Source organism: Xanthobacter aminoxidans (assembly GCF_043193615.1).
Classification (GTDB): domain Bacteria; phylum Pseudomonadota; class Alphaproteobacteria; order Rhizobiales; family Xanthobacteraceae; genus Xanthobacter; species Xanthobacter aminoxidans.
Genome location: NZ_JBAFUS010000007.1, coordinates 146,406 through 157,956 on the forward strand (window position 1 = coordinate 146,406; position 11,551 = coordinate 157,956).

At 70.4% G+C, this 11,551-nt stretch carries 11 protein-coding genes; 7 read left to right on the forward strand and 4 right to left on the reverse strand.

The window, feature by feature from the left end; all coding sequences use genetic code 11:
* Positions 1 to 91 precede the first annotated feature (91 nt).
* From V5F74_RS23755 to V5F74_RS23765, 3 genes are all read left to right on the forward strand, one after another.
* Positions 92 to 1,264 (forward strand): ABC transporter substrate-binding protein, encoded by a 1,173-nt coding sequence (locus V5F74_RS23755; RefSeq protein WP_394010184.1) that lies wholly within the window; start codon positions 92 to 94, stop codon positions 1,262 to 1,264.
* Between the two features lie 193 nt (positions 1,265 to 1,457).
* Complete coding sequence (locus V5F74_RS23760) at positions 1,458 to 2,141, forward strand: DUF2848 domain-containing protein (protein ID WP_394010185.1); 684 nt, start codon at positions 1,458 to 1,460, stop codon at positions 2,139 to 2,141.
* A gap of 64 nt (positions 2,142 to 2,205) precedes the next feature.
* Positions 2,206 to 2,895, forward strand: a complete 690-nt coding sequence (locus V5F74_RS23765; protein WP_394010186.1) for a GntR family transcriptional regulator — start codon at positions 2,206 to 2,208, stop codon at positions 2,893 to 2,895.
* Here the strand turns inward: V5F74_RS23765 and V5F74_RS23770 are convergent.
* From V5F74_RS23770 to V5F74_RS23780, 3 genes are all read right to left on the reverse strand, one after another.
* On the reverse strand, positions 2,892 to 4,214 hold the full coding sequence (locus V5F74_RS23770) for a methyltransferase domain-containing protein (protein WP_394010187.1): 1,323 nt from the start codon (positions 4,212 to 4,214) through the stop codon (positions 2,892 to 2,894). The genes V5F74_RS23765 and V5F74_RS23770 overlap by 4 nt on opposite strands.
* 214 nt (positions 4,215 to 4,428) lie before the next feature.
* Positions 4,429 to 5,142, reverse strand: coding sequence for a 4'-phosphopantetheinyl transferase family protein (locus tag V5F74_RS23775; protein WP_394010188.1), 714 nt, complete (start codon positions 5,140 to 5,142; stop codon positions 4,429 to 4,431).
* Positions 5,135 to 5,836 carry a thioesterase II family protein gene (locus tag V5F74_RS23780; RefSeq protein ID WP_394010189.1) on the reverse strand — a complete coding sequence of 234 codons (702 nt, stop codon included), beginning with the start codon at positions 5,834 to 5,836 and terminating at the stop codon, positions 5,135 to 5,137. Before V5F74_RS23780 ends, V5F74_RS23775 begins: the two co-directional genes overlap by 8 nt.
* 293 nt (positions 5,837 to 6,129) lie before the next feature.
* On the opposite strand from V5F74_RS23780, the gene V5F74_RS23785 reads away from it, so the two are divergent.
* The 4 genes from V5F74_RS23785 (at position 6,130) to V5F74_RS23800 (ending at position 10,505) form a co-directional block, all read left to right on the forward strand.
* The gene (locus V5F74_RS23785) at positions 6,130 to 6,939 is read left to right on the forward strand and encodes an ABC transporter permease (RefSeq protein WP_029555785.1); all 810 of its coding nucleotides are present in this window, start codon (positions 6,130 to 6,132) and stop codon (positions 6,937 to 6,939) included.
* A gap of 10 nt (positions 6,940 to 6,949) precedes the next feature.
* Positions 6,950 to 7,774, forward strand: a complete 825-nt coding sequence (locus tag V5F74_RS23790; RefSeq protein WP_024280890.1) for an ABC transporter ATP-binding protein — start codon at positions 6,950 to 6,952, stop codon at positions 7,772 to 7,774.
* A 93-nt stretch (positions 7,775 to 7,867) separates the two neighbouring features.
* Positions 7,868 to 9,280 (forward strand): enolase C-terminal domain-like protein, encoded by a 1,413-nt coding sequence (locus V5F74_RS23795; protein ID WP_029555784.1) that lies wholly within the window; start codon positions 7,868 to 7,870, stop codon positions 9,278 to 9,280.
* A gap of 31 nt (positions 9,281 to 9,311) precedes the next feature.
* A complete protein-coding gene (locus V5F74_RS23800; RefSeq protein ID WP_394010190.1) occupies positions 9,312 to 10,505 on the forward strand; it encodes a dihydrodipicolinate synthase family protein in 1,194 nt (397 codons plus the stop codon).
* A gap of 12 nt (positions 10,506 to 10,517) precedes the next feature.
* Here the strand turns inward: V5F74_RS23800 and V5F74_RS23805 are convergent, their stop codons facing one another.
* On the reverse strand, positions 10,518 to 11,234 hold the full coding sequence (locus V5F74_RS23805) for an SGNH/GDSL hydrolase family protein (protein ID WP_250167421.1): 717 nt from the start codon (positions 11,232 to 11,234) through the stop codon (positions 10,518 to 10,520).
* Between the last annotated feature and the right edge of the window lie 317 nt (positions 11,235 to 11,551).

Consider the following 11,551-nt stretch of genomic DNA (forward strand, 5'->3'; position numbering starts at 1 on the left):
TTGGATCAAGCCCGCGCGGCGATTGAGCGTGCGCACCCGGCGCCGGTCGAAGACCGGGGCCGGGAAACAAAAGCCAAGAGGAGAACGGGACATGAAGAAGAGCGTGCTGTTCGGCGCCGGCCTTCTGGCGGCGCTGGTCGCCTCCGGTGCGGCGCGGGCGGAGGGCGAACTGGTCCTCGGCTACATGATGGCCAAGAGCGGCCCCTATGTGAGCCTCGCCAACACCAATGAGGTGGCCGTCGACATGGCGGTGGAGGAGATCAACGCCAAGGGCGGCATCAACGGCAAGAAGATAAAGGTGGTGAAGTTCGACACCGCCGGCGATCCCAAGCAGGCCACCACCGCGCTGCGCTCCTTCGCGCAGGATGCCAATGCGCTCGCCGTCATCGGCCCATTCTCGTCCTCGGAAGTGCGCACCACCTTCCCGGTGGGCGAGCGCGAGGGCATTTCGCAGATGTCCATGGCCTCGTCGGCCCCTGGCCTCACCAAGGGCTTCACCTACGGCTTCCGCAACACCACGGACGAGGGCAAGGTCATCGACCAGGTGCTCGGCTCCATCAAGGACAAGAAGCTGCCCATGGCCTCGGGCGCGGCGGCCTATGCCACGGATGACGTGGTGTCCAAGTCCATCGGCACGGTGGTGGTGCCCAAGATGTTCGAGAAGTACGCCATCCCCTCCAAGGGCTCGGTGGACTTCCAGCTCGCCGCCTTCGACCTGTCGCCCCAGGTGGCGCAGCTGAAGCAGATGGCGCCCGACATCGTCGGCCTCGGCTCGCCGCCCGAGGGCGCGGTGAACCTCGCCAAGGAGCTGAAGCGCCAGGGCGTCTCCACCCGCATCGTCGGCGGCACCACCATCGCCGATCCCGAGCTGCCCAAGCGCATGGACGGCGCCGGCGACAACCTCACCATCGGCACCACCTTCTTCCCCGAGGTGAACGACAAGACCAAGGCCTTCACCGCCGAGTTCGGCAAGCGCACCAAGGCCGCCGGCCTGACCCGCACCGACCCGAACCAGATGGACGCCTCGGTCTATGACATCGTCTACCTCTATTCCGAGGCGATGAAGCGCGCGGGCGTCACTGGCGACAAGGCGAAGCTCGCCGAGGAGCGCGCCGCCATCCGCGACCAGCTCGCCAAGCTGAAGGACTACCAGGCCCTTGAAGGCGCCATCTCCTTCACCGACGGCGACGCCGTGAAGCCCGTCTACATCCTCGAGGTGAAGGGCGGAAAGTGGACCCTTCTCGACACGCGCACGCCGAACTGACCAGAGCACGCGCCGGTCAGCTTGCATCGCAGGCTGATCGGGCAACGCGTTCTCTGTCTCAGTTTGGAGGGCGATTCACCGAGCAGATTGCCCTGCCCGGATCGCGCTCCAGGTTGGCGCGTCGGCCGGCGCCTCCTTTCCTCCCCCTTTCGGAGGCGCCGGTCTTTTCCCTTTTCCTGAACGAGAGATCCCGATGGGCACGAAGCTCACCTTCACCCTCCATGCCGGCGGCGAGAGCCGCACGGAGACCCTCGCCATCCGCCATGCGGTGATCGCGGGCTGGACCGGCCGCGACAAGGTCGCGCTGGAGAAGCACATCGTGGAGCTGGAGGAGCTGGGCGTCGCGCGTCCGGCCTCGACGCCCATCTACTACCGCGTCGCCGCCGCCCGCTTCACCACGGCCGGCGAGATCGAATCCACCGGGCCGGAGTCCTCCGGCGAGGTGGAGTTCATGATCCTTCAGGCCGATGGACGCCGCTGGCTCGGCGTCGGCTCCGACCATACCGACCGCAAGGTCGAGACCTACGGCATCACCGTGTCCAAGCAGATGTGCGACAAGCCCGTCGCCGCCACCCTCTGGGCGCTGGACGAGGTGCTGCCCCACTGGGACAGCCTGCTCATCCGCTCCTATGCGGTCATCGACGGCGCGCGCGTGCTCTACCAGCAGGGCTCGGTGGCGGCCATGCTGCCGCCGGAGGAGATCATCGCCGGCTACGGGCCCGGCTTTTCCGACGGCACCGCCATGTTCTGCGGCACGCTCGCGGCCATCGGCGGCATCCGCCCGGCCGCGCGGTTCGAGTTCGAGATCGAGGACCCGGTGCTGGGCCGGACCATCCGCCATGGGTATGACGTGACCGTGCTGCCCATCGCCGGCTGAGCGGGGGCAGGACAGGGGGCAAGGACCAAGGCAGAACGACCGGCACCGGTCAGGGAGAGGCGCCATGCAGCTCGATGCGCGCGACGTGGGTCGGGAGATCTCCGAGGATGTCGGGCCGCCGCAGGTCCGCTCCCTCCGCGACACGGCCTATGACGTCATCAAGCAGCGCATCATCATGTGCGCCTTCCGCCCCGGCGAGGCGCTGAGCGAGGCGCAGGTGGCGGCCTCCCTCGGCCTCGGCCGCACGCCCGTGCGCCAGGCCTTCGACCGGCTCATGCGCGACGGCCTCGTGGAAGTGCTGCCGCGCAAGGGCATCATCGTGCGTCCCATCTCGCAGGACGAGGTGCGCGACATGGTGGAGGTGCGCCTGCTCAACGAGAGCTTCTGCGCGCGTCTTGCCGCCGAGCGGGCGGATGCAAACGTCATCGCCGCGCTGAAGGAGAATGTGCGCCGGGGCACCGCCGCGGCCGGGGATGGGGACATCACCGAGCTGATGGCCCTCGACCGCGAGTTCCACCTCACCATTTCCGGCGGCGCGCGCAATCCAGTGCTGGGCGAGATATTGCGGAACCTGCACGAACGGGCGCAGCGGGTGTGGTTCGTCTCCCTGCGCGATGTCGCCCACCACCGCCGCGTGGTGGACGAGCACGCCGCCATCGTCGACACGCTGGCCGCCCGCGACGCCGACGCCGCCGAGCAGGCCACCCGCGCCCACATCCTCTCCTTCGCCGAAAACCTCAACCGGCAGCTTTAGCCAGCGGGCTTGGTGCCCACCACCCCGTGATGGGGGAAGGTGACGAACAGCTTGCCCTCGGCCTCGGCGGTCGCGAGGTCCGCCCGGAACACGGCCAGTTCCTCGGCCGAGAGGCGCGGCTCCAGCCGGCCGACGACGAAGCGCCAGAACCCGCTGCCGTTCTCGAAGGACGGCATGGCCGGGCAGGGCACGAGATCGACAAGGCCCGCAGCCCGCATGCGCCGGTAGAGGCTGGCGTCGGCGACGCCCCCGGGCGACACCATGGGCGGCACCACCTCCACCTTGGCGCGGATCGCATCGGGCAGGTCGGCGCTGAAGACGTGCCGGCCGTCGATGGCGCGGACGATGACGCCCACCCGTCCGCCGGGCTTCACCACCCGGAACAGCTCGGCGAGGGCGCGGTCGGCGTCGCATTCCTCCAGCACCGTCACGCTGTAGGCATGGTCGAAGCTGGCGTCGGCGAACGGCAGGTGCTCGGCATCCGCCTCGCGGAAAGTGATGCGGTCCGACAGGCCGGCGCTCGCGGCGAGGTCCGCCCCCTCCCGCACCATGTAGGGATTGATGTCGCAGGCGGTGACATGACCCGCCCGCCGGGCCGCGATCCGCGCCAGCGCGCCGGAGCCGGTGCCCACGTCGAGGATGTGATCCGCGGGGCCGGGATCGAGGATGTCGAGGAGCGTCCCGAACATGCCGCGATAGCTGGGGCTGCTGGCGCGGTCCTCCAGCAGGGAGACGCCGCCGAGATGCGCGCCGCCCAGCCGGATCACGGTGAAATGCGCGGCGAGGCGGGGCAGCGCCGCGTCCCACTGGGTGGGGGCGAGGAAGAGGGGGAACAGCACGAGGGCCGGCCCCGATCCCCTGATGTCGTAGCTGATGCCGGCATGGGCGCCGCTGGTGGCGGCACGGGCCAGCACGCTGGGCGTGCTCGGCAGATCCTTCAGGGCGTCCACCACCGCGTCCGTGCGGTCGCGCACATGGTCGGCCCAGCCCGGCTGCGCATAGTTTTCGAGGACGCGCCGACGGCTCTCGGGAAGGGCCGCCGCGATCACTCCGGCGATCTGGGAGGAGGTGCCGCCATCCCCGGCGAGCACCGTCAGGCGGCCGGCGACGGATGCGAAGGCGGCGGGCTCGCAGCCCACCGGCTCGTGGAACAGCAGGCCCGCGATGCGCGCCGGATGGGCCGCCGCGAAGCCGGCGAGGCTGCCCGGCATCTGCGTCGCCACATGGGCGGCGTCGAGCCCCAGATGATCCCACAGGGCCGCGAGCCGGTCGGCGAGGCTTGCGCCATGCGCCCCGGCATTGGGTGTTTTGCTCGGCATGGTCCCCCTCCGCGCCATCGAGCCGGATGAAACCGGCTCGTTTAAGGCCATGCTAGCGCATCCCTGCGATGAGGCGACACGGCCGCGCTGCCTCGCTTCACCTCCGTCGCCCTCCGGCGGGACCGGCGGGCCCATGTCGACGTTTGCACCGGCGGCGGGATGGGTCCTCCGATCAAGTCGGAGGACGACGGTGGTTCCAGACGGCGCATGGCCCTCAGCCGGCGAGCCGTTCCCACCCCGCTCCGGCGGAAAGGAACAGCATCGGTGCGTCCACCTCCACGGCGAAGGCGTAGGCGGCGGCGGGGAGGGAGCCACTGCCGGTGAGGAAGGCGCGGCCGGCACGCACCACGAGGCCACCGCCTTCGGGCAGGCGCACGCCGCGGGCATCGCCGGCGAGGCCCTCGCCCGTCGCCTTCAGCACCGCCTCCTTGCCGCACCACTGGCGCAGGGCGGCGGCGGCGCGATCGGCCTCGGGGAGGGCGGACCAGCGGGTGCGGTCGTCGTCATGCATGAAGTCGGGGGCGAGGCGGGTCCACAAATCCAGCCCACGCGCCTTTTCCACATCGACGCCGATGGTGCCGCCGCGCGCCAGCCCCACCGCCACCCAGCTCCCGGAATGGGTGAGGTTGAAGTCGAGATCCGACACGATGCCGAGCCCCGGCCGCCCGTTCGCCCCGCGCACCACCGGCACGGCGGCGGGGGCGAGGCCGAGGGCGGCGCCGAGCAGGGTGCGCGCGAGGCTCCAAGCGGCGGTGCGGGCGGCGCGGTCGTCCGCCTTCACGTGGCGGGCGATGCGGGCGGCTTCCTCGGAGGGCAGGGCGATGGCGAGGTCGGCATTGGCCACGGCATCGGCGACCCGCGCGATGGCGAGGAGGCTCGCGCCCGGCGCAAGGCGCGCGGCGTCCACCGGCCAAGAGGGCTCAGGCACGGGCGGCGCGCCAGACGGAGAGGGTGCGCTTGAGCAGGGTGAGAAGGCGCGCCTCGTCCTCGCGCACGAAGAAATGCCCGCCGGGCCACACCTCCACCGCCACCGGGCCGGCGATCACCTCGCGCCAGGCATGAAGGCTCGGCTCCGGGGTCCCGGCATCGTCCGCGCCGCCGAGGATCACCGCCGGACAGGCCAGCGCCGGGCCGGGGGTGAAGGCATAGGTGTCCACCATGCGGAAGTCCGCCTTCAGGGCGGGCAGCGCCATGGCGAGGATTTCGGGGCGGCGGAACAGCACCTCGGGCGTGCCGCCGAAGCGCTTCAGCTCCTCGATGAGCGCGGCATCGCTCATCAGGTGCCGGTCCTGCCGGGGAAACGGCAGATGCGGCGCCGCCCGGCCGGAGAGCACGAGCCCGGCCACGCTGACGCCTTGGCGGGCCAGCGCCCGCGCCATCTCGAAGGCCAGCAGCGCGCCCATGGAATGGCCGTAGAGCACCACCGGCGCGGGACGGTGGAGGAGGGGGGCGGCGATGTCCTCGGCCAGCGTCGCAAGGCTCGCCGGCACCGGCGCGCCGTGGCGGCTGCCGCGACCGGGCAGCTCGGGGCTGTCCACGGTGGCAAGGCCCAGGAGCGCGGCCTTCCAGGTGCGATAGAGCACGGCGGAGCCGCCGGCATGGGGCAGGCAGACGAGGCGCACGGCTCAGGCGTCCCCATTCCGGGGCAGTCTCGCCCGTGTGTCTGGACAGCGACGCGGCATCGTGGAAGCCTCCCTTACCGAGATAAGCGGGAAAGGGCCGTCGGCTCAAGGCTTTCGCTGCAGTGCGGCGAAGATGCGGAAGAAAATAGGGCTCTCGCGCTACCGCGGTGCCGCCTTGGCGGGGCCGGATGGGCTTGACAACGGACGCGCCGGGAAATGTAATTCACTAGTTAGTTAAAACGGGACCGCAGAGTCCCGGCCGGGCTGAAACGCAACCTGAGGGAGGAAGCCGCATGGCGTCGCCGCGCCACAGGAATCCCGTGCTCGCCGTCATCGACGCGCCGTGGGCGCGGCCGGTGGGCCTGCTGGTGATCCTCATCGCCATCTGGGATCTCTCGGTCCGGATCTTCCAGATCCCGGCCTATCTCATCCCCACCCCGTGGGACGTGATGCTCGCCTTCCGCAACGATGGCGCCATGCTGGCGCGCGAGGCGGTGCCGACCACCATCGCGACCCTCGCCGGCTTCGCCCTCTCGGCAGCCATCGGCATTCCGCTGGCCATGCTGATCGCGGGATCGCGCACCATCGAGGCCTATCTCTATCCGCTGCTGGTGTTCTCCCAGTCCATCCCCAAGGTCGCCATCGCGCCCCTGTTCGTGGTGTGGTTCGGCTTCGGCATCGTGCCCAAGGTGATTTCCGCCTTCCTGCTCGGGGTGTTCCCGGTGGTGGTGGCCGGGGTGCAGGGTTTCAAGTCGGTGGAGGCCGACATGCGCGACCTCGCCCGCTCCATGAAGGCCTCGCGGCTCCAGACCTTCGCCATGGTGAGCCTGCCCCACGCCATGCCGGCCATCTTCGCCGGCCTGAAGGTGTCGGTGACGCTGGCGGTGGTGGGCGCGGTGGTGGGCGAGTTCGTGGGCTCGAATTCCGGCCTCGGCTTCGTGCTCCAGCGCTCCATCGGCAATTTCGAGCTGCCCACCATGTTCGCCGCCCTCATCGTGCTCGCGCTCATCGGCGTGGTGCTGTTCTGGGTGATCGACCTCGTGGAGCGCCTGATCGTGCCGTGGCATGCGAGCCAGCGCCATGATGCCTTCGTCACCGTCTGAGGAGGGCGCCATGGCCAGACCCAACACCCTGCGCGTGATCGCCCGCAACGAAGGCCCCTCGGCCCGCCGCCGGCTCATCGACATCCGCGGCCTCGCCAAGACCTACCGCACCCGCGACGGCGAGGTGCCCTCGCTGAAGCCCATGGACCTCGACATCACCGAGGGCGAGTTCATCTGCGTGGTCGGCCCCTCCGGCTGCGGCAAGTCCACCTTGCTGAAGCTGGTGGCCGGCCTCATCCCCGCCTCGGCCGGCGAGATCCTCATCGACGGCAAGGCCGTGACCGAGCCGCCGGACGATGTGGGCATCGTGTTCCAGAGCCCGGTGCTGCTCGCCTGGCGCACGGTGCTGCGCAACGTGATGCTGCCGGTGGAGGTGCGCCGGCTGGACCGCGCCAGCCATCTGGAGCGGGCGCGCCAGCTGCTCAAGACGGCGGGCCTCAACGGCTTCGAGAACAAGTATCCCTGGCAGCTCTCCGGCGGCATGCAGCAGCGCGCCGCCATCTGCCGGGCGCTGGTGCACGACCCCAAGATCGTGCTCATGGACGAGCCGTTCGGCGCGCTCGACGCCATGACGCGCGAGAAGATGAATCTCGAGCTTCAACGCATCCAGTACGAGACGGGCAAGACCATCATGCTCATCACCCATTCCATCCCCGAGGCGATCTTCCTCGCCGACCGGGTGGTGGTGATGACCGACCGCCCGGGCTCGGTGGCCGCCATCTATGACGTGCCGCTGCCCCGCCCGCGCGCGCTGGACATGATGGCGAGCCCCGTCTTCGCCGAACTCGCCAAGACCATCCGCGGCCACTTCTACGCCCAAGGCCATCTGGACTGAGGTCTCAGGCCATCGTCCCGGTCGCGACCGGGACGATGGGGCCTCGCTCAAACGCCGCGCGGGCTTGAGATCCGCAGGACAGAGAGGACGAACATGCCCTTTCCGCGCATCACCATCCGCGAGGTGGAGATCGGCGAGCGGCTGATGCCCTTCGTCCGCCCGTTCCGCTTCGGCCCCTCGGTGGTGGAGACGGCGCCGCAGGCCTTCGTGAAGGTGGCGGCTGACGTGGAGGGCTTCGGCCCCGCCACCGGCATGGCCGCCGAGATGATGATGCCGCGCTGGTTCGACAAGGCGCCGGCAAAGAGCCCTCTCGACACCGTGGACGATTTGCGCCGGGGCCTCGCCCAGGCGGCCCGCATCTATGCCAATGCGCTGCCGGCCAGCGCCTTCGGCCTGTCGGTGGCGGCGCGGGCACCGCAGCTCATGTGGGGCCAGCGCGAAGGCGTTCCGCCGCTCGCCGCCGGCTTCGGCCCGGCGCTGCTCGACAAAGCGGTGCTCGATGCGCTCCTGCGCGCCATGGGCCTCGGCCTCGTGGCCGGCCTCAAGGCCAATGTGATGGGGCTCGACGGGCGCCTCTCGCCCGATCTTTCCGCCGGCCAGATCGGCGCCTTCCTCGCTGCGCTTGTGCCCGCCCCGGCGGTGGCGCTGCGCCACACCGTGGGGCTCATGGACCCCCTCGACGGCCCGCACGGCCTCGCCGCCGAGATCGCCGCCGCGCGGCTCGCCTTCTTCAAGATCAAGATCGGCGGCGACCTTGCCGCCGACATCGCCCGGCTGGAAAAGATCGCCGCCATCCTCGCCGCCTCGGCGCCGGGCTATGTGGCGACGCTGGACGCCAACGAGCAGTACGACCCCGACCGCCTCATGGCCCTCGCCGAGGCGTTGAACGGCCCGCGCCTTGCCGCCTTCCGCGCCCGGCTCCTCTACATCGAGCAACCGTTCGACCGCGCCCAGACCTTCGCCGCGCCCCTGCCGCGGCTGGATGGCCTGCCCGTCATCATCGACGAGGCGGACGATGCGCCGGACGCCTTCCCGCGTGCGGCGGCGCTGGGCTATCGCGGCGTCTCCTCCAAGAGCTGCAAGGGGCTCTACAAGGCCATCCTCAACGCCGCGCGGGTGAAGGCGTGGAATGCGGGCGGGGCGCGCGCGCCCTTCCTCATCTCGGCGGAGGATCTCACCTGCCAGCCGGGCCTCGGCATCGAGCAGGACACGGCCCTCGTCGCCGCCCTCGGCCTCGCCCATGGCGAGCGCAACGGCCACCATTATGTGGACGGCTTCGGCCCGGCCCCGGAGCGGGAGGCCCGCGCCTTCTTCGACGCCCATCCGGATCTCTATGCCCAGCGCAACGGCCGGCTCGGCCTCGATGTCTCGCGCGGGCTGCTGCCCACCCGCAGCCTGCTGGAGGCGCCCGGCTTCGCCCGCGCCGCCGAGCCCGACTGGACAAGCCTCACCCCCATCGCGCCGGCCGCGGTGCCCGAACCCATCCCGCACGGGACGCTCGCCTGAGCGCCCGCGCCGCCTTTTCAGGATCGCCACCATGAACGAGCACGCCCGCGCCACCGCCCTTTCGCTCCGCCTGCCCGTGGTGGGCGGGGGGCTGGAGACCTTCCGCCTCTCCGCCCCGCGCGACTATCCTGCCCGCGCCTCCGGCCCCATGAACCGCATCGCCTTCTCCGCCGCCCATGTGGTGGCGGACCCGCTGAAAGACTGCGACCCCTGGCTCGACGCGGCCATCGACTGGGACCGCACCATCGCCTACCGCGCCCGCCTGTGGGACCTCGGCCTCGGCGTTGCAGAAGCCATGGACACCGCCCAGCGCGGCATGGGGCTCGACTGGCCGACCTCGCTGGAATTGATCCGCCGCTCGGTGGAAGCGGCCAAGGCGCACGGGCCGGAGGCGCTGGTCTTCTCCGGCGCCGGCACCGACCATCTCGCCCCCGAGGCGGCGACCTCGCTGGACGACGTGATCCGCGCCTATGAGGAGCAGATCGCGGCGGTGGAGAAGGTGGGCGGGCGCATCATCCTCATGGCCTCGCGCGCGCTGGCCCGCGTGGCGAAATCGCCGGAGGATTATGAGAAGGTCTATGCCCGTGTGCTGTCGCAGGTGTCGGCGCCGGTCATCATCCACTGGCTCGGCGACATGTTCGATCCCGCGCTGGCCGGCTACTGGGGCACGCGCGACCTCGACGCGGCCATGGACACGGCGGTCGCCGTCATCAACGCCAATACCGCGAAGATCGACGGCGTGAAGATCTCCCTCCTCGACAAGGACAAGGAGATCGCCATGCGCCGCCGGCTGGACCCGGCCGTGCGCATGTATACGGGCGACGATTTCAACTATGCGGAGCTGGTCGCGGGCGATGCGCAGGGCCATTCCCACGCGCTGCTCGGCATCTTCGATGCCATCGCCCCGGCGGCGTCCGCTGCCCTCACGGCGCTGGCGGCGGGGGACACCGCGCGTTTCCACGACATTCTCGGGCCGACGGTGCCCCTGTCGCGGCACATCTTCAAGGCGCCGACGCGCTTCTACAAGACGGGCGTGGTCTTCATGGCCTATCTCAACGGCCACCAGGACCATTTCACGATGGTGGGCGGGCAGGAAAGCACCCGCTCCACGCTCCACCTCGCCGAGCTGTTCCGCCTCGCCGACGCGGCGGGGCTGCTGACTGATCCCGACCTCGCGGTCAAGCGCATGAAGGCGGTGCTTGCCGTGCGCGGCGTGGAGGGCTGAGGCGTCGCTGGATCACCGGCACGCGGCCGAGAACAGGCGCGCCCGCCACAGCAGCGCGCCGGCCCGGCTCGGATGGATGCCGTCCGTGGTGGAGACCGATTGCGGCGCCGGCACCACCACGGCGCCCGTCTCGGCGCCGATGGCGCGGATGGCAGCGTTCTGCTGCGCCACGTAGGTCTGGTCCAGCATGTCCGCATAGGGCGAGCGGCCGTGTTCCACCGGGTTCACCTCCACCAGCACCAATTGGCTGCCGGGAAAGCGGGAGATGATCTCGCGATAGAGGGTCCGCCACTCGGCGATGGAATGCTTCGGCTTCACCGCATCGTTGGCGCCGATGGCGATCACCACGCGGGCGGGCTGAAGGTGGGCTTCCAGTGATCCGGCGCGGGAGACCAGATCGTCGATCTTGTCACCGGGCACCGCGGCGTTCAGCACCTCTTCCCCGCACAGGCTGCGCGGGGCGGCCTGATAGGTGATGCTGTCGCCGATGGCGAGCACCGGGGCGTTGCTGAAGCGGGCGCGCACATCCGCCTCCAGGGCGATGCGGGCGCGCAGGGGAATCTGATGCAGGGCCAGCGCCGCCAGAGCGGCCGCGCCACCGGCCACCGCGAGGGCCATCAGCCAGGGCCTGAGGCGCGCCCGCTGGCGCTGCGAGAGAGCGGGGACCAGCTTGCGGAGAGAGGGCAGGGTCCGGCTGCCGGCGTCGGGCCGGCCGGGATAAAAGCTCATCGGGGCTTCACCTTTCATCTGGAAGGCAACGCCCGGAACACCCTTCGGTGTCCGGTCGCAGCGTCGGGTGCCGCCCCTCGCTGTGTGGTCCGAACCAAATCTCCTCTTTCTCCCCGCCGCGCCGCAGCGGGCCGGAGACAGGCGCCATTTTGCCCCTCCGCATGTCGCAAATTGGACCGCGCCGCGGCTTTTGATGTCACGGGTGTGAACAAGTGTTTCCGGGTTGCGGGCATCGGAAATGAACGTTTTGGCCCCTTCGGACGTTTCTCCCTCCGCAGGCACCGAAGCCCAAGCGCCGCAGGCACCGAAGCCCAAGC